Raw genomic sequence first — 23339 nt, 5'->3', positions numbered from 1 at the left:
GCTCAAGTTAATGAGCGATAGCCGTTTGCTTAGAAAAAGCTTTTTCAATAATTTCAATTGCCTTATCAATCTCTTCATAGGAAACCGTTAAAGGCGGGATCAGACGGATTACATTTGGACCAGCTGCAATAACGAGCAAATGATGATCTCTTAACTGATCAATCATAGCTCCAGCCTGCTCCTTACATTCAATCCCAATCAACAGCCCTTTTCCGCGTATTTCCTTTACCAGTGGGTGACTTCCTACTATTCTATTCAGTTTATTTACTAGATAGTCACTTTTTTCATTCACTTCTTTAAGAAAATCTTCGTTGAAAATTTTGGCTAGAGTTGCCTTTGCTGCTGCCATCGCAATTGGATTTCCGCCAAATGTTGAACCATGGCTCCCTGCTTGAAAGGCTTCGATAAGAGATGCTTTACCAACCATGGCACCGACAGGAAGCCCATTTCCTAACCCTTTTGCAGACGTTATGATATCAGGGGAAATCCCATAATGTTGGTAGCCAAAAGCCTTGCCTGTTCGGCCAATTCCTGTTTGAATTTCATCGATAATCAATAAAGCGCCAATACGCTTGCATGTTTCCGCTACTTTGTCAATAAATGCCTGTTGTGCCGGAATAACTCCGCCTTCTCCCTGAACAACCTCAAGCATAATGGCAGCCACATCATCCTCTAACCCCTCTAGTGAAGATGTGTCATTGTAAGGAAGATAGGTAAATGTTTGAAGAAGCGGGCCAAAGCCTTGCTGAATTTTTTCCTGACCTGTTGCAGACATTGTTGCAAATGTTCGACCATGAAAAGACTGAAGGAACGTTACGATTTTCGATTTCCCTGTATGCTTTCTGGCAAGTTTTATGGCAGCTTCGTTTGCTTCTGCACCACTATTACAAAAGAAAACGGCATCTCCATCACTATTCTCAACGAGTACCTTCGCAACATCCTCTTGAATCGGTTGATGAAACATATTGGACGTATGCCAGTATTTTGCGAGCTGATCATTAACAGCCTGGATAATTTCCTCATTTGCATGACCTAAATTACATACAGCAATCCCTGATACAAAATCTAAATATTTTGTGCCATTTTCATCCGTAATCCATGTGCCTTTTGCTTCTTTAACCGTAACATTCCATCTTGCATAGGTCGGAAATAAATAACTCATGACAAGACCTCCTTCTCGCTTACAATTTTAGTTCCTTTGAATTGATCATCTTCGATAAATGCTTGCTGTCCGCTGACAATCATAACCTCTTTACATATATCTGATAAGGTTGCTACAGCAGAGTGTACCTTCGGAATCATGCCCCCGGTAATGACTTCGCTGTTTATAAGTGTCTCAATTTCAGTTGGAGTAATTTTATTAATTAACTGCTTTTTTTCGTCCAAAATTCCAGGTACATCTGTTACGAATAAAAACTTTTCTGCTCCAATGGCATGCGCAATTGCTGCTGCAGCTAAGTCTGCATTAACATTTAGAGTTTCATTTGTCACAGTACGTGCAAGTGGCGCCATCACAGGTATATACCCATTTTCCATAAGCAATGAAACAATGGAGGTATCTACAGATGTCACTTTACCAACTAAACCCAGTTTTTCTTGATCTAAATAATCAGCTTGTAAAGTTTGGCCATCACTACCCGATATTCCAATTGCTTTAAGTTCTTTTTTTTGTAACAGGTTTGTCAGCTGTTTATTAATCTTGCCTGCTAAAACCATTTCAGCGATTTCTAATATCGCCTCTGTTGTTTTGCGTTGTCCGCCTACGAACTCTGTCTCAATATTTAAAGCTTTCAGCATCTTTGTGATATCTGGTCCGCCGCCATGGACAATCATGACCTTCCAGTTGTTCTCAACTAATGCATGTAAACTTTGAAAAAAAGATTCTGACAATTGGTTTACTGTACTTCCGCCACATTTTAATACGACTGTTTTTGACATGTTGATCTCCTTATGTTCTATAACTTGCGTTTATTTTCACGTAATCATAGGTTAAATCACAGCCCCAAGCTTTACCTGCTTCCTCTCCAATGCCTAGGTTAACTGAAATTTTCACTTGATCCTTTTTTAAGTATTCACTTGCCGCTTCCTCTGAAAAGGGCTGAGGGCTGTTATTTGTAAATAAGCAAAGGTCTTCTAAATAAATATCGATGTTTTCCGGCTCTACTGACGCTTCACTGTAGCCGACTGCGCAAATAATTCTTCCCCAGTTTGCATCAGCCCCGTATACAGCTGTTTTTACCAGGCTTGAACCAACGATTTTCTTTGCAACAAGATTTGCTTCCTGCTTTGTTTTCGCCCCTGTTACTTCAACCTCAATGAGCTTAGTTGCTCCTTCTCCATCTTTGGCAATCTGTTTGGCAAGCTCTTCACTAACCATTTGAAAAGCAGCTTTAAATTCATTCCACTGTGGATGGTTTTCGTTTAATTGCTCGTTGCCGGCTTGACCATTTGCAAGTACAAGCACCATGTCATTTGTTGACGTATCACCATCAACTGTAATTTGGTTATATGTTTTATCAGTAATTTCTTTCAATGCACCTTGCAAAGATGCTGAATCAATATTCGCATCCGTTGTCACAAATGCCAGCATTGTCGCCATGTTTGGATGAATCATGCCTGAACCCTTTGCAGCTCCTCCGATCGTAACCTTTTTACCGTCAATCATAACCTCATAGCATGATGTTTTCATCACTAAATCTGTTGTAAGAATCGCTTGTTGGAATTCAACTGCCGCACCCTTTGTAGCCTGAGGCTTTAACTGATCGATCCCTTGGCGGATTTTATCCATTTTTAAGAATTCGCCGATAACACCCGTTGAAGCAACAGCAACATAGTGATTTTCAATCTGAAATAAATTTGCTGTTCGGTATCTCATCTCGTATGCATCTTGAAGACCTTGTTCACCTGTACATGCATTTGCATTGGCACTGTTCACGACAATAGCTTGCAGGAGACCTTCCTTTGCAATACTTTCTTGCGTTACCTTTAATGGTGCTGCCTGAAAGTGACTTTGTGTATAAACTGCCGCACAATTAGCAGGAACTTCACTATAAATAACGCCAATATCGTTTTTCGAATATCTTAATCCCGCGTGAACACCATCAGCTGAAAATCCTTTCGGTGTAACGACAGATCCATCTTCAATTTTTGTATAGCAAGGGGTTTCCTTTGTTTGTAACACTGCTTTTTCCTCCCTGGTTGTCATTATGGATAAATTGGTGCATGGAATAATCCGGTTGTTTCGTCAAATCCGTTCATTAGATTGAAGTTTTGTACTGCCTGACCTGCCGCACCTTTCATTAAATTATCAATTACCGATACAATGGTAACTCGATTTGTACGCTCATCTACTTTTATACCTATATCACAAAAGTTTGAACCGTAAACTTCTTTTGTTGATGGAAACTCGTTTTGCTTCCGAATGCGGACAAATGGTGAGTCCGCATAAAATTCTTTATATAAATCTAGTAATTTTTCGGTTGTATACGTATCTGTTAAACTAGCATAAATTGTTGACATAATTCCGCGAGTCATCGGAATTAAGTGAGTGCTAAAGGAAATATAAGAAACCGCGTCATTTAATGAGTGAAGCGCTTGTTCGATTTCCGGTACATGCTGATGTTCATGAACCTTATAAATCTTTACATTTTCATTTACTTCTGGAAAATGAAATGCCTGTGATGCATTGCGTCCAGCACCCGAAACACCTGTTTTCGCATCAACAATAATGGACTGCTCATGGATTCGTTTTTCTCGGACAACTGGTGCTAAGCCTAATATCGTTGCAGTTGGAAAACATCCTGGATTTGCGAGTAAATCAGCCTTTGCAATGTCCGCTTTATTTAATTCGGAAAGACCGTATACAGCTTTCTCTAGAACATCTTCATCTACACATTCACGCTTATACCACTTTTCATATTCGCTCTTATTTTTTAACCTTAAATCTCCTGACAAATCAATGATCTTTACATTTGATCCTATAAATTGCGGTGATAAGGTTCTGGATACACCCGGTGGGGTCGCAAGAAATAAAACCTTTACGTTGTTTTTTATTTCTTCAACGTCAATTTTATTTAGTATATGGTTGCTTAAATCCGTTAAATGAGGAAACGATTGAATATATGGAACATCCATTTCAGAGGATGAATATAATATACACTCCTCTACATGTGGATGATTAGACAAGATACGATATAATTCGACCCCACCATATCCGGTAGCCCCGACAATTCCGACTTTCACCAAATCACCTTCTCTTGTTAAGTTCGATATCTTCTAAATTATTTCTCATTATAAATATGTATAAAAATAAAATCAAGTGTATAAAAAATATTTTTATGAATTTTTCAAAAAAATCCTTTAAAGATAGGATAAAGAACAAATTTTACTACCTGCTTGCCAGTTTATATATATGCATTGATTTGCATAAAAGAAGATCATGATCATCTGAATTTATCAGACAGTTCTGTTAAACCTGTCTGTTGATTTCTGCAGCGGATGATGCGGGAACAGGAGAATACGTTTCAGGCCCAATTAACTTGGTGCCAAAATCGATAATAATAATTAAATAAAAAAACATCAGTGAAAGATGCTTCCACTGATGTTTTTTTGAATTTTATTGAATGCCTAACGCAATTTTTGCGATTCGGGACATTTTATCCTTTGTCCAAGGAGGACTCCATACAATATTTACTTCAACTTCCTTTACTTCAGGTATATCATAAAGAGCATTTTTTACTTGCTCAACAATTGTACCGGCCAAAGGACAGCCCATTGATGTTAAGGTCATCGTAACCTCTGTTCTTCCTTGTTCGTCCATATCAACATTATACACAAGGCCAAGATTGACGATATCAACACCAAGCTCCGGATCCACTACTGTTTCAAGTGCTCCAAATATATTTTCTTTTAATGCCTCATCCATGTTTACCGCTCCTTTCTTAAGATCTTACATCAAGTATAGTAAAGAAACCTCATGATTAAAAGGCATATGCCTCTTGAATCCTGAATGGAGTTATTATAAATAGCGGTCAAACCACTCCACCAGCGCTGATACCCCTTCGCGAGAAACCTTATGGTCTGCTAACGGATCAGCAATGAAGTTTAGTTTTTCAGGTGTTTCTTCATACATCGGAATCAATTCCTTATAAAATTGAAAGGTAGGCGCAAATGGAACTACATGATCACGTTCTCCATGCCAAAATAATAACGGCCGGTTTTTCAGCTTATCTTTATGAAGGCTTAAATCGTATGGCTCTAATAGCGAGAGCTGTTCTGCGATTTCTTCCTTTGACAAAGGCAATTCCACACCATTTTTCTCTAAAGTTGATAGCTGATCCTTTAAAAGAAAGGTATAACAAGGACTGCCCATTAGACTTACTGCTGCTTTTATCCAATTATATTGAGTTAATGCACCTAAAGTAACAATACCGCCCATTGAGGTACCTGCTACCCCAATTCGTTGGTTATCAATTAAACCGCGCTCCTCAAAGTGCTCTTTAAGTAAATTGATTTCGTTTATTTCATTTAAGACAATTTTCCAGAACCTTATGCTTAATTCCTTTGTATCATGCTGTTTACTTCTCTCACCATGGTACATTGCTTCAGGCAGTACCACTCTGACTCCTTTTTCAGCAAGATAATAAGCATAATGCAAATTGTTTTCCTTTGCACTCGTAAAACCATGGACAAAAATAACAAAAGGAGTTTTTTTATCCTTATCTAAGTCATTTACAATATGTAGTAGTGGAATGTCTGCTACATTTATTTTTTCAATAATTACCAAGTTAAAACGCGCCTCCCTACTATTTTGCCTCTAATTAATTGTAACATGTAGACATGAAACTTGGAAAAAAGATACACTAATACTAAAGCGGAAGCTCCTTGATCAGACCTTCAGAATAAAAGACGTTCTTTGTCTTCCATCCTGAGCGGCAAGATTAAAGAAGGGCCAGTCGCTGGCGGTAAAAAAGCACCATGTTCAGTACATCTGAGCTGGATGCCAATAGCATAATCAATGTACAATCATAGTATGATTTCGTAAGCTAAACAAAATCTGTCCAAAATGAAAAGGAGACTTTATGGAAACAAAACCCTTCTTAATTGCTTTAGACTTAGACGGTACTCTTTTAAAGGACGATAAGACGATTTCACCTGATTCAAAGGCAATTATTCAAAAGGCCATGGCAGCTGGGCATATCGTCTGCATTGCGACAGGAAGACCATTTCGTTCAAGCTCCATTTATTACGATGAATTGCAACTTACCACCCCGATTGTTAATTTTAATGGTGCATTTGTCCATCATCCTAAAAATGATGAGTGGGGAACCTATCACAAAACACTTGATCTAAAGGTTGTAAAAGAAATCATTGAGACAGCAGAAAAGCATCGCATACATAATATGCTCGCTGAAATAATAGATGATGTGTATTTCCATTATCATGATGAAAAGCTTTTAGATATTTTTAGCATGGGAAATCCTAATATTAAAATTGGGGACTTACGTGTAAGCCTTGGAGATGATGTGACAAGCATCCTCATCCATGCAGATGAAGACGATGTTGATAAAATCAGAACCTATTTATCAGAGGTTCATGCTGAAATTGTTGATCACAGAAGATGGGCCGCACCATGGCATGTTATTGAAATCATAAAAGCAGGAATAAATAAAGCAGTTGGCTTACAAAAGATCGCTGCCTATTATAACATCCCATCAGAGAGAATTATTGCCTTTGGTGATGAGGATAATGACCTTGAAATGATTCAATATGCAGGACATGGGGTAGCAATGGGAAATGCCATTCCTGAACTCAAGGCGATTGCTAGCCATGTCACAAAGACAAATGAAGAGAATGGAATTGCGGTTTATTTAAAGGAAGTTTTATCCCTTTAGCAACAGTGTCAATGCAGATACAATTTGCCATTTATATATCTTTTTATTTCGCACAAAATAAAATGGACGTTAAATAACGTCACCATTTATAAAGGGGGGCTTTATCAATGGGTAAACGTAACAAATCCAGACGTTTTGTTCAACAAGGCAAAGATACAGTTACTAAGCACGATGAGAGGTTCCCTTACCACACAACATTATCAGAAGCTGAAGAACGTCAAGCAAATAAAGCGATTGATACCCTTGGAGGGATATAAATGGGCAACCAATTGTTCCAGCAAGCTCGAGAATCTGTTGCATATGCAGCAAATATTGCAAGTGGATCTGTTCAAGGCGATAAATATGAAGCGATCTTAAAAGCAAAAAATGCGTTATCCTCCGCGTATACGAATTGCACAGATGCAGAACGAGCACAATTGCGAGAATTTCAAAAAACAATTAATTCTATTTAGATAACTAAGGGTCTGATCCCTCCAACAATATCTTGTTTGAAGGGACCAGACCCTTAGGTTTATTCAGGTATTTGAAAGGATACGGTCTCAACAAGTTTTTCTTCATTACGTGCCAAAATTGTTAGTTCAGCTTCGTATTTACCAGGCTTAATCCCTTGGCTGTTAAAATCCCATACCTCATTCCATTGCTTGCTCTCTTCTGGTTTAATTAAGGCATCTTCCATAACCTGAGCAAACATTTTCCCTTGAGAATACCGATACACCTCTTGTTCATTTGCATCCTTGACAATGATTTCATACTTTTGACTTGTAGAAAATTTAAGTTTTTTCGTTTCAGTCGAATGATTTGTTACTGTCATCAAAAATTCCACTTGATTTGATAAGGGATTTACGACAACTTTAAAATCAAGCTCTTTTTTTTCCACTTCTTCCTCCCCTTCTTCAACAATTGTACCTGCAGGTTCCTCATTTCCATTTGCACAACCTAGCAATAACAAAATAACCATGCCAAAAGCCAAAAGAGACCGTCCCATTCATTCACCTCATTAATCCTTCCTGAAGAAGCCGAATATTCCTGTTGTTTGAATAATATTTGTAAACGCATGTGGATCTACTTGCTTTATAATTCTCTCTAAATCATACAATTCATAACGAGTTAAGACAATAATTAACATATCCTTGGGTTCGTTAGTAAAACCACCTTTAGCAGGAAGGGTGGTAATTCCTCTTACTAATTTAGAATGGATCGCCTTTTTAAGCTCATCTGCTTTTTTCGTTACGATCATCGCTGTAAGCTTTACATGCCTTGTGTGTATTGTATCAATAACCCTTGTTGTTACGTAAAGGGTTACAAGGGTATATAAGGCTTTTTCCCACCCGTACAAAAGTCCGGCTGTTAAAATAATGATGGCATTTAACAGAAAGAAGTAAGTTCCTACAGGCTTATCCTTCATTCTAGAGAGTATCATTGCGATAATATCCAGACCGCCAGTGGAAGCACCAAATTTCAAGGTGATCCCCACACCAATCGCAAGAATAACACCGCCAAACACAGCATTAAGGATGATATCTTCTGATAAAGATAGAATTGGAATAAACTCTAAAAACACAGTCGTCGCTGCAACGCTAAAGAAACTATATAAGGTAAAGGATTTCCCTACCATTTTCCATCCTAAAAAGGCAACCGGGATATTTAGTAGTAATAATAAAATACCTGTGGAAATATAAAAAGGAGTATATTGCTCAATCACGCTCGACAAAAGTTGAGAGACTCCTGTAAAACCGCTTGAATATACATTTGCCGGTATTAAAAACAGGTTCAAAGCAATAGCATTTAATAATGCTCCAATAAGGACAACAATGATCTTTTTCGTTTCACCTTTTATCATGAATAAAATTCCCTCCTTGCATTCTTAATGCCTTACCCTTGTTGTTCCCATTTTTATGAGAAATGAATACAAAGATTGTATTTTAAACGGATCATGATAAACTAATTACAAAAGCGCAAGTGCCTTTAGCGGCTTGGCGCGGGAGTTAGACCCGATATTACAACAATTCTATCTTCATTAAATTTTAAAAGTGAAAGCGCTTAGAACAGCTAATAAGCATTACTCTAAAGAAAAGACCTTTAAGTTAAAACGGATTTTACATATAACATAATTTTTCTAGATCAATCCAAAAATCTACTCAAATGAGGTGTTTTAATGAATGTACACATCATAGCAGATAGCGCATGTGATTTGCCTATCAACTATTTTGAAGAACATTCCATATCATTCCTTCCCCTTAGCGTAGAAATGAATGGAAAACAACTAGCTGATCAAAAGGAAATAAAACCCAAGCAGCTTTATGATGCAATGAGAGAAGGAATGGTTGTCAAAACATCACAGGCATCCCCGCTCCTTATAAAAGAGCTATTTACCAGTCTTGCTAACAAAGGAATTTCAAGCCTTTATGTTGCTTTCTCTTCAGAGCTCTCCGGTACATATCAAACGGCGATGATGATGCGCAACGAGGTGCTTGAAGAATATCCTGACTTTAAGCTTTCTATTGTTGATTCAAAGTGTGCCTCACTTGGCCATGGTCTTGCAGTTAAATATGCAAAAGAGTTATCAGAAAAAGGGAAATCTTTAAGTGAAATTGAAGAAGCTGTCACAAGCTATTGTTCAAAAATTGAGCATATTTTTACAGTGGATGATTTAGAATATTTAGCTCGCGGGGGAAGAATCAGCAAAGCATCTGCCTTTGTCGGAGGTCTTTTAAATATAAAACCTTTGCTTCATGTAGAGAACGGAAAGCTTGTTCCGCTAGAAAAAATTCGCGGCCGTAAAAAGGTATTTAAACGGATGATTGAAATTATGCGAGAACGCGGCGTGAACTTACAAAATCAAACGATCGCAATAAGTCATGGTGATGACGAAAAAACCGCAAATGAAATGAAGGCATTAATTGAAGAAGCATTTTCACCAAAAGAGATTTATATCAATTATGTTGGAGCGGTTGTAGGCGCACACGCAGGTCCCGGCACGCTTGCGATCTTCTTCTTAAATGATGAGCTCTGAACAAAGTACAAAGTAGCATAACTGAAGAGATGAAATGTCCTTGATCAGTGCATGAAGGACAAAATACTGTTACAGAACAAATGAAATGTCCTTGATCATGCTCATGAAGGACAAAATACCGTTAGAAACCAAACGAAATGTCCTTGATCATGCTCATGAAGGACAAAATACCATTAGAAACCAAACGAAATGTCCTTGATCATGCTCATGAAGGACAAAATACCGTTAGAAACCAAACGAAATGTCCTTGATCATGTGCATGAAGAACAAAATACCGTTACAGAACAAATGAAATGTCCTTGATCATGTGCATGAAGATCAAAATACCGTTACAGAACAAATGAAATGTCCTTGATCATGCTCATGAAGGACAAAATACCTTTACGGAACAAATGAAATGTCCTTGATCATGTGCATGAAGAACAAAATACCGTTACAGAACAAATGAAATGTCCTTGATCATGCTCATGAAGAACAAAATACCGTTACAGAACAAATGAAATGTCCTTGATCATGCTCATGAATGACAAAATACCGTAAGAAAACTAACGAAATGTCCTTGATCGTGCTCATTGAGGACAAAAATACCGTTAGAAAACAAACGAAAAGCCCTTGTTCAATTAATACATCATTCTTCCTTAGATGGGCATAATAAAGCTACATTCGTTTGAAAGGAGCTTTATCATGCCGCACACAAGTGATAATGACAAAAAGGCAAAAGATAATAACGCGAAACGCCATGAAAAAAATATGATGCGCGAAAAAAGCCGCCAGCAGGGCGAAAATCAATATTCTAAGAGAACGGATCACAAATAATAAAAGAGGATGTCTCAAAACTTTCCTTTAAAAGTTTAAGACATCCTCTTATTTATTCTGCCTTATTTCTCTTGGCTCACATAAATGGTGAGGCAATTCATTTGTAGATTCATCCTGATATAATGATAAACTTTATTGCCAAAAGAAAAGTAATTGCGATCTTTTAAATTAATATATTGTTCCCTTGTTAGGACTAATTCATTTTGTACACCGTTTCCCTCTGCCAGAACCTTTATTTCCATCCCATACCAATCCTTTAGTCTGTTATATATAGTATTTTTTCCAGTTTACTTCCCTAAAAATAGTATATTTTGCAGGTCATAAAATCGTCAAGATCAAGGATTTTGAAGGCTGCTTCTTCCATATTAATAAATGGTCTGAGGCTTTCTCAATTGGATTGTTCCCGTTTTTAAAATCGCCTCAAACCATCGCTTAACCTTATTGATCGTTCTTTTCTTTAAAGTATGACCAACCGTCCTGCTGATAGATTCTGCCATGTTTCATTAAATGGCCTAATGCACGTTTAAATGCCCCCTTGCTTAGTCCAAATCTTTCTTTAATATCCTCGGGATCACTTTTGTCCGTATAAGGCATAGCACCGCCTCTTTCCTGCATATATCCATAAATTCTCTCAGCATCGCCGCCTAAAGCTTCATGCTTACGCGGAAGCAAGCTAACATTAATCGTCCCATCCTGCTTCACATCGATCACACGACCCGTTACTGTTTCTCCTAAACGCGGCTCAACCGTTCTTTGTGAAGAATGAATAAACCCTTTATACCCTTCTTCTGTTAAGATAAAGGAACCAGCAACAATCATACGGTAAACCGTCCCTGTTACTTCTTTATTAAATAAGGAACGATCAGCTTTTTTACTAAGCGGTTCAACAATCTCCTCTGTAGCAAGCCGTGCAAAAAAGCGGCCATTTCCAGAAACCTTTAATGTACAGTAAAGTTTATCACCAGCATTCGGCCAAACCTCACGTAAATAGGGAAGGTGATCTCTAGCCACAAGGGCATCCTTGCTTAAGCCAATATCAACAAATGCTCCAAATTCCTCCACTACATCCACTACCGTTACCCAAGCATATGTATCTTCTGTTATAAATGGCTTTTTCATTGTGGCAGCTAAGCGGTCCTGTGCATCTAATACGAAAAAGACCTCAACCTCTTCACCTACTTCAATTTCTCCAATCACTTCATTATGATGTAAAAGCACACGCTCTTTTCCATCCGTTAAAAAGTAACCAAAGTCGACCTTCTCATCTATTATTAATGTTGCAAAAGTACCTGGCATCATCTTTATATCGATCCTTTCTTCTTTAAGTAAAAGGCTCTGTTAAGCTTGCCTGTTGATTTCCTTTAAAAGCTCTGCTTTTTCCGCAGGTGTCTGGCAATAGCGGCAAAATCAACTATAAGCTTTAACATAGCTAAAGTAAAACGTGACCTAATCTCTCATCTTAATCATATCCATTACAAAACACAAGTATCGTTTTGTGTTGTAAAAAGTTGTGATCATTGTCTTATTTTACTATAATTTAACCATATTATATACGTAAAGGAGGATGAATATGGCGAAAGATAGTTCATTTGATATTGTTTCCAAAGTTGAGTTTCCTGAAGTTTCAAATGCAATTAATATTGCAATGAAAGAAATTGCCACTCGCTATGATTTTAAAGGAAGTAAAAGCAATATTACATTAGAGAAAGAAGAACTTGTTTTAGTCTCTGATGATGAGTACAAGCTTGAGCAATTAAAAGATGTTCTTATTTCAAAGCTAATCAAACGGAATGTTCCAATAAAAAATATTTCCTATAAAAAAATCGAGAATGCAACAGGCGGCACTGTTCGACAAAGAGCAGAATTAGTTTCCGGCATTGATAAAGAAAACGCAAAAAAAATCAATACAATCATTAAAAACACAGGATTGAAGGTCAAATCACAAATCCAAGATGATCAAATCCGTGTAACAGGAAAAAGCAGAGACGACCTCCAGCAAATAATTGCAGCAATCAAAGGTGCAGACCTGCCAATCGATGTGCAGTTTATCAACTATCGTTAATAAGAAAAGCGGAAGGCGCTAAGCATTCGGCGACAAGCATAAGGCGAATAGGAATAGATGGTGTTCTTTACCTTCAATTCCTATTTGGCTAGATCCTAGAGGCAGTTAAAAACGCGACGTCCTGTCGCATTGACTGCACTTTCACGTCCTGTGCTTCGCCAATGGCGCCTTGAGCTAGACACAAAAACTATCTGAATAGTAATATTTGCACATAAAAAATTGAGGCAGTTTCAATGCATGTTGAACTGCCTTTTTTTACTTCACACACAACAATTCCACCTTTTCCCATCTGTGTTTTTCAATAAAAAATCATTTAACTATTGATATTTTTCATAATATTAGATAAATTAGTTGTAACACTTTTCAATATATTAAAGTAAATATGTTAATTTCATATCTTATCAAGAGAAGCTGAGGGACTGGCCCTATGAAGCTTCAGCAACCGGTCAACAACGAGTGAAGATCCATGGATACGGTGATTGTCTCAAAGTTCGAAAATAACCAAAGTTGTTTTCTTTCAGCACCGAAAAATAGTAAAAAATGAATCGAACTAAGCGCCTTTATTTGTTCGAAGCATTTTTTATTATTTTTCAAAAGGCTTGCTATCAAGCCTCTGGCAAGCGAAAGCTTGCCGATGCTGAAAGAAAACCAACAACATTAAGATGGATTCGTTACTTTCAACTTTCTAAAACAATCAACCTTTCCCTGTTAAGATCTTCCGAGTGCCAAGGTGCTAATTCCAGCTAAGCATGTAAAATGCTTGAAAGATAAGGGGAAGCTTTGAATCATTCAGTCTTCTGCTTAAGAAGGCTTTTTTTATTAGAGATCGATTCATCTATTCCTTACAAACTATTAAACAGATCGGAGGCTTTTTTCAATGAGCTTTTTGGAAGACTTACAGAAAAAGATTTTAATTGGAGACGGAGCAATGGGAACAATGCTTTATTCCCACGGTGTTGATCGCTGCTTTGAGGAATTAAATCTTTCAAAGCCTGAGGATGTGCTTCGTGTTCACCAAGCTTATATTCAAGCTGGTGCAAATGTTATCCAAACAAACACATATGGAGCAAATGATATTAAACTCTCACGTTATGGCTTAGAAGATGACATTAGACAAATTAATAAGCAAGCAGTGGAAATTGCAAAACGTGCAGCATCACCTTCAACATACGTCTTTGGCACCATTGGCGGGGTTCGTACCTTTAAGAAGAGTGCCCATACTCTAGAAGAAATTAAGCGAAACTTCAGAGAACAGCTTTTTATTCTGCTAAATGAAGATGTCGACGGGATTTTATTAGAAACCTACTATGATCTAGAGGAAATGAAAATTGTTCTGCAAATCGCAAAAAAGGAAACAACCAAACCAATTATTGCGAATGTATCCCTTCATGAAGCAGGTGTGCTGCAGGATGGAACAACCGTAACAAAGGCCTTTTCCCTTTTAGAGGAGCTAGGTGCAAATGTCATTGGCTTAAACTGTCATTTAGGGCCTTATCATATGATTCAATCTCTTGAGGAAGTACCGCTTCTCAAACATGCCTATTTATCAGTATTCCCAAATAGCAGCTTACCTGCATTAAATGAAGGACGCCTGGTTTATGAATCTGATGAAGGCTATTTTAGAGAGAGCGCACAAAAGTTTAGAGAACAAGGAGTTCGTCTAATAGGCGGCTGCTGCGGTACAACACCAAAGCATATTCAGGCAATGGCTGAGGCTGTTTCCCATTTAGCTCCTGTTACTGAAAAAAAGGTGAGAACTCCAAAACAACAGCAAGAAACGATTGTTACAAAAAATACTGAAGCACTTCCGCCTCTGGAAGATATCGTTATGGAAAAACGTTCGGTCATTGTGGAGCTTGATCCGCCGAAAAAGCTCGGGATGAATGTATTCCTTGATGGGGCACAAGCATTGCATGAAGCTGGGATCGATGCCTTAACCCTTGCTGATAACTCGCTTGCCTCTCCGCGGATAAGCAACTTGGCTGCTGGAATACTAGCAAAAGAAAAAACAGGCGGAAGAATGCTGATTCACATTACATGTCGTGACCGGAACCTAATTGGGTTACAATCACATTTAATGGGCTTGCATTCTTTAGGATTAACAGACGTATTAGCCATTACTGGAGATCCTTCAAAAATCGGTGATTTCCCTGGGGCAACATCTGTTTATGATTTATCATCATTTGATTTAATCAGTTTAATTAAACAATTTAATGAGGGTGTATCATATTCTGGAAAACCATTAGGAGCGAAAACAAATTTCTCAGTTGCCGCTGCTTTTAATCCAAATGTACGCCACTTAGACAAAGCAGTTGTAAGGCTTGAAAAGAAAATTGCCCATGGTGCAGATTATTTTATTTCACAGCCGCTTTATTCAAACCAGCAAATCATTGATGTTTATGAAGCGACACGCGGGCTGAAGGCGCCGATCTATATTGGCATCATGCCGCTCACATCAAGCCGTAACGCTGAATTCATTCATAATGAAATCCCAGGCATTAAATTATCAGATTCCATTCGTGAAAAAATGGCTGCTGCTGGATCAGATAAAGAAAAAGCAAGGCAGGAAGGCATTGCCATTGCCAAGGATCTGATTGATACAGCATTTGATTTATTTAATGGCATTTATTTAATTACTCCATTTTTACAATACGATATTACAGTAGAGCTTACTAATTACATCCATGAGAAGGAAAAACAACTGGCTGAAAGGAAGATTACACATGTGTAGCATCAAGGATGAACTAAAAAAACGAATCCTTGTACTTGACGGTGCAATGGGGACAATGATTCAAGATGCCAATCTCACACCTGCTGATTTTGGCGGTGAAGAATATGAAGGCTGTAATGAATATTTAACATTAACTGCTCCAAAAACAATCGAAAAGATCCATGAAGCATACCTGGAAGCAGGCTCAGATATTATTTCAACAAACACATTCGGTTCTACCAGTTTAGTCTTAGATGAATACGAACTAGGCTCACTTGCTCTCGAGCTAAATATTGAAGCGGCAAAACTTGCAAAAAAGGCTGCTGAAAAATATTCAACACCTGAGAAACCTAGATTTGTTGCCGGTGCAATGGGTCCAACAACAAAAACATTATCTGTTACTGGCGGAACTACATTTGATACTTTAGTCGATAACTACGAGGAACAAGCCAGAGGATTAATCATCGGCGGCGCAGATGCCCTTCTCCTTGAAACAAGCCAGGATATGCTAAATGTAAAAGCTGGTTTTATCGGGATCCAAAAAGCTTTTGAACAAACAGGGAAAGAACTTCCGCTTATGGTATCTGGAACAATTGAACCGATGGGAACGACATTAGCGGGACAAGATATTGAAGCATTTTATGTCTCCTTAGAACATATGAAGCCAATTTCCGTCGGCTTAAACTGTGCTACCGGTCCGGAATTTATGACTGACCATATTCGGACACTATCTGGTTTAGCAAGCACAGCCGTAAGCTGTTATCCAAATGCAGGGCTTCCTGATGAAGAAGGAAACTACCATGAATCACCTGAATCACTTGCGAAAAAGCTTGTTGGATTTGCAGAACAAGGCTGGTTAAATTTAGTAGGCGGATGCTGCGGAACAACACCTGAACATATTAAGGCCATTTCAGATGCCGTATCTACGATTGCACCACGCAGCATTGAGGAAGCTCCAAACGGTCATACTGTTTCAGGAATTGATGCGCTTCTTTATGAAGAGGGTATGCGTCCATTATTCGTTGGTGAACGGACAAATGTTATCGGCTCTCGTAAATTCAAACGATTGATTGCTGAACAAAAATTTGAAGAAGCTTCAGAGATTGCCAGAGCACAGGTGAAAAATGGGGCACATGTTATCGACATTTGCTTAGCAGACCCAGATCGGGATGAGCTTGAAGACATGGAAGCATTTATTCAAGAGGTTGTTAAAAAAGTAAAGGCCCCGCTTGTGATTGACTCAACAGATGAAAATGTAATCGAACGGGCATTAAAATATTCTCAGGGTAAAGCAATTATCAATTCTATTAACCTTGAAGATGGTGAAGAACGTTTTGATGCGATTGTTCCGCTTATCAAAAAATATGGCGGTGCGTTAGTTGTTGGGACGATTGATGAAGATGGCATGGCGCTTACTGCTGAAAAGAAGCTTGAAGTGGCGATTCGCTCACATGACCTTCTTGTCAAAAAACATGGTTTAAAAGCTAGTGATTTAATATTTGATCCGCTTGTATTCCCGGTTGGAACCGGTGATGAACAGTATATTGGATCTGCTAATGAAACGGTTCGCGGCATTCAGCTAATTAAGGAACGCCTGCCGGAATGCTTAACCATCCTAGGGGTTAGTAACGTTTCCTTCGGTCTCCCCCCTGTTGGACGCGAGGTATTAAATGCCGTTTATTTATACCACTGCACACAAGCAGGGCTTGACTATGCGATCGTTAACACGGAAAAACTAGAGCGTTTTGCCTCGATTCCTAAAGAGGAAATTCAGATGGCAGAAGATCTATTGTTTAAAACAACAGATGAAACATTAGCAACGTTTACGAATTTCTATCGCGGCAAGAAAAAGGAGGACAAAAAGCCTGTTCAAAATCTTACTCTAGAAGAACGGCTTGCCTCTTATATCGTGGAAGGAACGAAAGAAGGACTTATACCCGATTTAGAATTAGCACTTAAAAAGTATCCAGAACCTCTATCAATTATTAATGGGCCGCTTATGGCTGGAATGGCTGAGGTCGGTGCGTTATTTAATGACAATCAACTTATTGTTGCCGAAGTACTGCAAAGTGCTGAAGTCATGAAAGCATCCGTATCCTTTTTAGAGCAGTTTATGGAGAAAAAAGATGACAGTGGAAAAGGGAAAATATTACTTGCAACCGTAAAAGGTGATGTTCACGATATCGGTAAAAACCTCGTGGATATTATTTTAAGCAATAACGGCTATAAGGTTGTTGATCTTGGCATTAAGGTAACACCACAAACCCTGATCCAAGCCGTCAAGGATGAAAAGCCTGATCTGATCGGATTATCAGGTCTTTTAGTAAAATCCGCTCAGCAAATGGTGATTACTGCTCAAGACTTGCATGAAGCAAATTGCAATCTTCCGATTCTAGTCGGCGGTGCTGCCCTTTCTAGGAAATTTACAAGAATGAAAATAGCCCCGCAGTATAGTGGACCTGTTGTTTATGCTAAGGATGCGATGGATGGTCTATCGTTAGCGAATCAATTACGAACAACACCGGAGCTATTTGCTGAAAAAGAAGCTGCTGTGACAGAAGAAGCCAAACCAAAGGCTGCACCGACACAGGCTGTTGCCGAGCTTTTAGAAAAACGCAGCAACCTAAATGAAGCACCCATCTTCACTCCGGTTGATACAAAGCGTCACATTCTGAAGGATATTGAGCTAACGCAAATTATCCCCTATGTGAACATGCAAATGTTGATTGGCCATCACCTTGGATTAAAAGGAAAGGTCAAAGAATTAGTGAAAAAGAAAGATCCAAAAGCGGTGGAACTAGTCGAACTAATTAAGGAATTGCTGAAAGATGGGGCAAAAAAACAATGGTTTAAGCCAGCTGCTGCTTATCAATTTTTCCCATCTTATAGTGAAGGGAACAAATTGCATATACTAGATCCAAATAATACGGCTACTATTTTGCAAACATTTGATTTCCCAAGACAGGAAAAAATGCCGTATCGCTGTATTTCAGACTATGTACGTCCTAAACAGGAAGATGGCTATGATTATGTCGCAATGTTTGCTGTTACAGCCGGAAGCCAAATTCGCGAGCTGGCACAAGGCTTTAAAGAACAAGGTGACTATTTAAAAAGCCATGCGGTTCAAGCACTTGCCTTAGAGCTTGCTGAAGGATTGGCAGAACGAACACATCAACTCATTCGAGACCGTTGGGGCTTCCCTGATGCACCCGACTTCACAATGGATCAGCGCTTCTCTGCCAAGTACCAGGGTCAACGCTATTCATTCGGCTATCCTGCTTGCCCGGACCTGGAAGACCAAGAAAAACTCTTTAACTTATTACGACCGGAAGATATCGGCATTCAATTAACAGAAGGCTTTATGATGGAGCCAGAAGCCTCTGTTACAGCTATTGTTGTTTCACATCCAGATGCGAAATATTTTAATGTTATGTAAAATAGAGTAAGCCCCCTGAAACCTATTGTTTCAGAGGGCTTTTTTGTATTGCTGCATTTACTGGAATTGTTCCATTTGGACGAAGAAGGACTCCTTCTAAATTGGATTTGGCCTTCATATCGGGGTTCACGGACTTTTCCTTCCCTTCCTCACCAGGTTTTGGACTTCATACCCGGGTTAATCCTAATTTAATCCTCCTATCTTCAATAAGACGTTTATTCTTACCATTTTGAGGGAATATCAAAACCATTCCAGAAAAACATACTTTCAACCGCATTTTCACATACTACAAAAATCGAATTCCATTTAGGAGGTAATCAATTTGAGCAACAATCAAAACCAACCGAAACAAACGATGCCGCCACAGCATCAGAACGTGCAGCCAGGTCATGAGGATATGATGAATCCTGCTCCTGCATTTGAAGATAAAACCTATACTGGCAGCGGAAAGCTAAAAAACAAGGTTGCAATTATTACTGGAGGAGACAGCGGGATCGGACGAGCTGTTGCCGTCTTTTTTGCAAAAGAAGGCGCAGATGTTGTGATTTCCTATTTAAATGAACAAAAGGATGCGGAAGAAACGAAACAGCATGTTGAGGAACAAGGACAAAAATGCCTGCTTGTTTCTGGGGATATTGGTGATGAATCAGTATGCCAGCAAATTGTCTCAGAAGCAGTTAATGCTTTTGGAAAAATCGATATTTTAGTAAACAATGCTGCTGAACAGCATCCGCAAAAAGGCATTGAAGATATTACAAGCGAGCAGCTTGAACGAACATTCCGAACCAATATCTTTTCTTTCTTCTATTTAACAAAAGCTGCACTTCCTCATTTAAAAGGTGGTAGTGCAATTATTAACACAGCATCGATCACTGCTTATGCCGGTAACCCTCAGCTGATTGATTATTCATCTACAAAGGGTGCGATTACATCCTTTACTAGATCTCTATCCCTTTCATTAGCGAGCAAAGGGATCCGTGTCAACGCAGTGGCACCAGGTCCAATTTGGACTCCATTAATTCCGTCAACCTTCCCGGCCGATCAAGTTGCCACATTTGGTGCTGATACACCAATGAAACGACCAGGACAACCTGAAGAATTAGCGCCAGCTTATGTGTTCTTGGCAAGTGATGATTCTTCATATATGTCTGGACAAACCCTTCATGTAAATGGCGGGAAGGTTATTAACGGGTAATAAGGATGACAAGAGGCTGTTTCAAAAGGAAATGATCTTTTTTGGAGCAGCCCAATTTCCCCAAATAAAACTACATCAAAGGTCTTACGACAAAATTATGATAAAATATCCTTCAATAAAATGAATACTTCCTTTCTCCTTTCCATTAAACTATTTCTTATAAGCGACACATATCAATGAATTGACAATAGCTAAGTGATTTCATAAAATGAAAAATAGTATGTATAGCAACTTTTTTTATCGTTAATGTCGTTTATATGAAACAGTAACGCATCGTAGTTGCTATAGCAACAATAAATAATTAAACATATCTGGGAAAAAATCAAAAAGTTGCTAATACAACTAAAAATTGGAGGATATTTGATGTCAAACGTATTATTTATTAAAGCAAATTCACGCCCTGCGGCACAGGCTGTTAGTGTCCAATTATATGACGCTTTCTTGCAAAGCTATAAAGAGTCACATGCTGAAGATACAATCATAGAGCTTGATTTATTCGAAGAGAATTTACCATACTACAGCACGGATATGATCAATGGTATGTTCAAATTAGGCAAGGGGTTTGCGCTGACTCCAGAGGAACAAGCTGCAACAAATATAGTTAAAAAGTATTTAGATCCGTTTCTTGCAGCAGACAAAATTGTGATTGCCTTCCCGCTATGGAACTTTACTGTTCCAGCAGTACTTCATACTTATATGGATTATCTTGCACAAGCTGGAACCACGTTTAAATATACAACGGAAGGCCCGGTCGGGTTACTTTCTGACAAAAAGGTTGTTCTCCTTAATGCTAGAGGGGGTATCTATTCTGAAGGGCCTGCTGCTTCAAAAGAAATGGCGGTTAACTATGTAACGACAATGGTTGATTTCTTTGGCATTCATAATTTGACCAAAATCATTATTGAAGGTCATAATCAATTCCCGGAAAAAGCAAGTGAAATGATTAAAAGCGGACTTAGAGAAGCAGCAGCTGCAGCACATACATTCTAAAGTTGTTTTGAGGCTAATCAAAAGGTTAGCCTTTTTTTTCATTTTCTTCAGGCAAATTGACATTATGATGGCTTCAATCTAAACTTATCCTAAGACAATAATTGGGAGTTTAGATAAAATGAACCTAGCACTAGATGACTATATCAGTATATATATCCATCAGTCCGATTTAATTTTTACAAGCTATATTAAAAGTAAACTGGCCCCTTTTAATCTTGCACCAGAACAAAATTTAATTATGATGCTGCTCTGGAAACAAGACGGCCTTAGTCAAAATGAGGTTGCAGAAAAGCTGGACAAGGATAAAACAAATATCGCAAGAATGTCTCAAGGTCTTGAACAAAAAGGGTTTATAGACAGGGTAAATTGTGCAAAGGACCGCCGTATTCAGCGATTATATTTAACAGAAGCTGGACGGCAATTAAGCCAGCAAATTATTCCAATCGCTGAATCATTCCATGAGACACTTTGCAAAAATATCTCTGAGGAAGAATTGCGGCAGCTTCGAAACATCCTCTCGAGGATGAGAGAAAATTTAAACAAACCTTCTTGATCTCCTTTTTTAAACTTAAGTGATCATCAAAAAGAGCTGACCAACCTGATCAGCTCTTTTCCTTTACACTTTTCTTTTTCCACGCTTATTTGCCAGCACTAAAAACAGAATAAACAAAACGGGTACAAGGATAAACACACTAATTAACGGCAGATTCAATCCTTTTTTTTCGTTTACCTCATAGACCTCAGCGATTTCGCGATCAAGTATAAACTCATATTTCCCATCTTCTTCTTCAAATGTATCACCCGTTAATAACCCTTGAAGCTCTTTATTTTCAGCAATATCAGCTTCAGGGATCACGATCTTTTGGGAAGCCGATGTATTGTTCATCGCTACAATAACTGTTTCGTCTTCAAATGTTCGCGTAAAAATGAGCATACCTTCTTTTTCATACAAGACCTGATAATCCCCTTTAGTCAGGACTGGCAGGCTGCTGCGAACCTTTGCTAGCTTACTGATATAATCAATCAATTCCTCATCAGACTGAAAGTTCATAAGCGGGCGATTTGCAGGAGGTTCTCCTCCATTTAACGCTATTTCTGTACCATAATAAACAAAAGGTGTTCCAGGTATCATGTACATATAGGATAGAGCCATTTTTAAGCGAATGCCTGGATGCTGGTTATTTTCAACTGATTTTTTCGTAAAACGGACGGTATTGTCGTTATCAATATAAGTTGTAAGTGCAGGTGATGAATTCCCTACAATATCTGTAAGTTCAGTATAAGGCTGGTCAACATTTGCAAACATGTCTGATGCTTCTTGAAAAAATCGTTTATTTAAAATCGAATCAAAACCTGACTCAAGGTACATGGATTCATTGTTTGAGTCTAGCAAAGAACCTATTAAATAAGCATCGTTGTTTACCTTTTTCATCTCCTTGTGAAATTGCTGCCAAAATTCTGTTTCAATCGTATCAGGTTGATTGATGTAAAAACCATCTGCGTTTGTTTCCTCGAGCCACCACGCAGCAGTTTCAATTAAATAATCTCTCGTTTCTTCATTTTCAGTCGCAAGATCGGGTAATCCGTTAACCCAACCATTTAGACGATTTTCCTGATTATTACCATCTGTTAATTCGACTTTTTGATGAAACCATTGCTTCTTCCCCTCATCCTCATTCCAAGGATGGTTCGGTCCAACATGATTAGCGACAAACTCTAAGATAATCTTCATATCTCGTTTATGTGCTTCATCAACCAACCGCTGGAGATCTGCCATGCTTCCAAAATGTTCTTCTACCTCTTCATGGTTTACAACTAGATTTCCAGTATAATCCTCACTAGCCATAACGGATGATAGAGCTATTGTGGTAAAACCCATTTCTTTAAGATAATCAAGCTTTTTTATGACCCCTTCAAAGTCTCCGCCATGATAGGCAGAGGGATCCTGCGGATTCCGATCATTCCCGTCATTATGGGGATTACCGTTATGAAAACGATCGACAACTATGTAATAAACAATTTCCTCCCGCCATGGATGTTCTCCTTTTTCATCTGCACTTACTGGTAAGGCGTAAAAAAGAAGAAACGGAATGAGTAATCGAATGAATGCCTTTCTAACCATTTAATCTCCGTTCCTCCTAAACTCAAGGTTTTTTCACTCTAATCTTTAGAGTAGCGCTTTCACTTAGCAATCGTCAAACGGAAATTGGTTATTTTTCTAAAT

General features: G+C 38.5%; 23 protein-coding genes and 1 riboswitch. Of the genes, 11 read left to right on the top strand and 12 right to left on the bottom strand.

The window, feature by feature from the left end; translation table 11 throughout:
* Window positions 1-7: 7 nt before the first annotated feature.
* From WQ54_RS03040 to WQ54_RS03015, 6 genes are all read right to left on the bottom strand, one after another.
* On the bottom strand, window positions 8-1162 hold the full coding sequence (locus tag WQ54_RS03040; protein ID WP_046511944.1) for an acetylornithine transaminase: 1155 nt from the start codon (window positions 1160-1162) through the stop codon (window positions 8-10).
* On the bottom strand, window positions 1159-1938 hold the full coding sequence (argB, locus tag WQ54_RS03035; RefSeq protein ID WP_046511941.1) for an acetylglutamate kinase: 780 nt from the start codon (window positions 1936-1938) through the stop codon (window positions 1159-1161). The genes WQ54_RS03040 and argB overlap by 4 nt, the downstream gene beginning before the upstream one ends.
* A 10-nt stretch (window positions 1939-1948) precedes the next feature.
* Complete coding sequence (argJ, locus tag WQ54_RS03030; RefSeq protein WP_269431544.1) at window positions 1949-3181, bottom strand: bifunctional ornithine acetyltransferase/N-acetylglutamate synthase; 1233 nt, start codon at window positions 3179-3181, stop codon at window positions 1949-1951.
* 23 nt (window positions 3182-3204) lie between these two features.
* On the bottom strand, window positions 3205-4242 hold the full coding sequence (argC, locus tag WQ54_RS03025) for an N-acetyl-gamma-glutamyl-phosphate reductase (protein ID WP_046511935.1): 1038 nt from the start codon (window positions 4240-4242) through the stop codon (window positions 3205-3207).
* A 373-nt stretch (window positions 4243-4615) separates the two neighbouring features.
* Window positions 4616-4924, bottom strand: coding sequence for a metal-sulfur cluster assembly factor (locus WQ54_RS03020; RefSeq protein ID WP_046511932.1), 309 nt, complete (start codon window positions 4922-4924; stop codon window positions 4616-4618).
* A gap of 93 nt (window positions 4925-5017) precedes the next feature.
* A complete protein-coding gene (locus WQ54_RS03015) occupies window positions 5018-5785 on the bottom strand; it encodes a prolyl oligopeptidase family serine peptidase (RefSeq protein ID WP_046511928.1) in 768 nt (255 codons plus the stop codon).
* Window positions 5786-6080: 295 nt separating this feature from the next.
* On the opposite strand from WQ54_RS03015, the gene WQ54_RS03010 reads away from it, so the two are divergent.
* The 3 genes from WQ54_RS03010 (at window position 6081) to WQ54_RS03005 (ending at window position 7345) form a co-directional block, all read left to right on the top strand.
* The gene (locus WQ54_RS03010) at window positions 6081-6893 is read left to right on the top strand and encodes a Cof-type HAD-IIB family hydrolase (RefSeq protein WP_046511925.1); all 813 of its coding nucleotides are present in this window, start codon (window positions 6081-6083) and stop codon (window positions 6891-6893) included.
* Between the two features lie 107 nt (window positions 6894-7000).
* Window positions 7001-7150 (top strand): hypothetical protein, encoded by a 150-nt coding sequence (locus WQ54_RS34185; protein ID WP_197089524.1) that lies wholly within the window; start codon window positions 7001-7003, stop codon window positions 7148-7150.
* The gene (locus tag WQ54_RS03005) at window positions 7151-7345 is read left to right on the top strand and encodes a DUF3813 domain-containing protein (RefSeq protein WP_046511922.1); all 195 of its coding nucleotides are present in this window, start codon (window positions 7151-7153) and stop codon (window positions 7343-7345) included.
* Between the two features lie 59 nt (window positions 7346-7404).
* Here the strand turns inward: WQ54_RS03005 and WQ54_RS03000 are convergent, their stop codons facing one another.
* Complete coding sequence (locus tag WQ54_RS03000; RefSeq protein ID WP_046511919.1) at window positions 7405-7878, bottom strand: BsuPI-related putative proteinase inhibitor; 474 nt, start codon at window positions 7876-7878, stop codon at window positions 7405-7407.
* Between the two features lie 12 nt (window positions 7879-7890).
* Complete coding sequence (locus tag WQ54_RS02995; RefSeq protein ID WP_046511916.1) at window positions 7891-8733, bottom strand: YitT family protein; 843 nt, start codon at window positions 8731-8733, stop codon at window positions 7891-7893.
* 315 nt (window positions 8734-9048) lie between these two features.
* Between WQ54_RS02995 and WQ54_RS02990 the strand changes: the two genes are divergently transcribed.
* Together WQ54_RS02990 and WQ54_RS32370 are read left to right on the top strand one after the other, a co-directional pair.
* Window positions 9049-9906, top strand: a complete 858-nt coding sequence (locus WQ54_RS02990) for a DegV family protein (RefSeq protein ID WP_046511912.1) — start codon at window positions 9049-9051, stop codon at window positions 9904-9906.
* Window positions 9907-10590: 684 nt separating this feature from the next.
* A complete protein-coding gene (locus tag WQ54_RS32370; RefSeq protein WP_084821804.1) occupies window positions 10591-10722 on the top strand; it encodes a DUF3941 domain-containing protein in 132 nt (43 codons plus the stop codon).
* 62 nt (window positions 10723-10784) lie between these two features.
* Here WQ54_RS32370 and WQ54_RS02985 read toward each other — a convergent pair whose 3' ends face one another.
* Together WQ54_RS02985 and WQ54_RS02980 are read right to left on the bottom strand one after the other, a co-directional pair.
* The gene (locus WQ54_RS02985) at window positions 10785-10964 is read right to left on the bottom strand and encodes a hypothetical protein (protein WP_046511907.1); all 180 of its coding nucleotides are present in this window, start codon (window positions 10962-10964) and stop codon (window positions 10785-10787) included.
* Window positions 10965-11160: 196 nt separating this feature from the next.
* Window positions 11161-12021, bottom strand: coding sequence for a S1 RNA-binding domain-containing protein (locus tag WQ54_RS02980; protein WP_046511905.1), 861 nt, complete (start codon window positions 12019-12021; stop codon window positions 11161-11163).
* 271 nt (window positions 12022-12292) lie between these two features.
* On the opposite strand from WQ54_RS02980, the gene WQ54_RS02975 reads away from it, so the two are divergent.
* Window positions 12293-12784, top strand: coding sequence for a YajQ family cyclic di-GMP-binding protein (locus WQ54_RS02975; protein ID WP_046511902.1), 492 nt, complete (start codon window positions 12293-12295; stop codon window positions 12782-12784).
* Window positions 12785-13097: 313 nt separating this feature from the next.
* Here WQ54_RS02975 and WQ54_RS35560 read toward each other — a convergent pair whose 3' ends face one another.
* A complete protein-coding gene (locus WQ54_RS35560; protein ID WP_369094754.1) occupies window positions 13098-13151 on the bottom strand; it encodes a hypothetical protein in 54 nt (17 codons plus the stop codon).
* 28 nt (window positions 13152-13179) lie between these two features.
* Window positions 13180-13261, top strand: a riboswitch (SAM riboswitch).
* A 400-nt stretch (window positions 13262-13661) separates the two neighbouring features.
* On the opposite strand from WQ54_RS35560, the gene WQ54_RS02970 reads away from it, so the two are divergent.
* The 5 genes from WQ54_RS02970 (at window position 13662) to WQ54_RS02950 (ending at window position 21668) form a co-directional block, all read left to right on the top strand.
* Complete coding sequence (locus tag WQ54_RS02970; protein WP_046511899.1) at window positions 13662-15515, top strand: bifunctional homocysteine S-methyltransferase/methylenetetrahydrofolate reductase; 1854 nt, start codon at window positions 13662-13664, stop codon at window positions 15513-15515.
* Window positions 15508-18930: a methionine synthase gene (metH, locus tag WQ54_RS02965; RefSeq protein ID WP_046511896.1), complete on the top strand. Its 3423-nt coding sequence runs from the start codon at window positions 15508-15510 to the stop codon at window positions 18928-18930. The genes WQ54_RS02970 and metH overlap by 8 nt, the downstream gene beginning before the upstream one ends.
* Before the next feature lie 322 nt (window positions 18931-19252).
* The gene (locus WQ54_RS02960; protein WP_084821803.1) at window positions 19253-20125 is read left to right on the top strand and encodes an SDR family oxidoreductase; all 873 of its coding nucleotides are present in this window, start codon (window positions 19253-19255) and stop codon (window positions 20123-20125) included.
* Between the two features lie 363 nt (window positions 20126-20488).
* Window positions 20489-21115 carry an FMN-dependent NADH-azoreductase gene (locus tag WQ54_RS02955; protein ID WP_046511892.1) on the top strand — a complete coding sequence of 209 codons (627 nt, stop codon included), beginning with the start codon at window positions 20489-20491 and terminating at the stop codon, window positions 21113-21115.
* Between the two features lie 118 nt (window positions 21116-21233).
* Window positions 21234-21668 carry a MarR family winged helix-turn-helix transcriptional regulator gene (locus WQ54_RS02950; protein WP_046511890.1) on the top strand — a complete coding sequence of 145 codons (435 nt, stop codon included), beginning with the start codon at window positions 21234-21236 and terminating at the stop codon, window positions 21666-21668.
* Window positions 21669-21731: 63 nt separating this feature from the next.
* Here WQ54_RS02950 and WQ54_RS02945 read toward each other — a convergent pair whose 3' ends face one another.
* A complete protein-coding gene (locus WQ54_RS02945; protein WP_046511887.1) occupies window positions 21732-23237 on the bottom strand; it encodes an alpha-amylase family glycosyl hydrolase in 1506 nt (501 codons plus the stop codon).
* Window positions 23238-23339: the final 102 nt, after the last annotated feature.

Source organism: Bacillus sp. SA1-12 (assembly GCF_000981385.1).
GTDB lineage: Bacteria > Bacillota > Bacilli > Bacillales > Bacillaceae > Metabacillus.
Note: the sequence above shows the minus strand (reverse complement) of the source record. Positions and strands in the feature narration are given on the sequence as shown.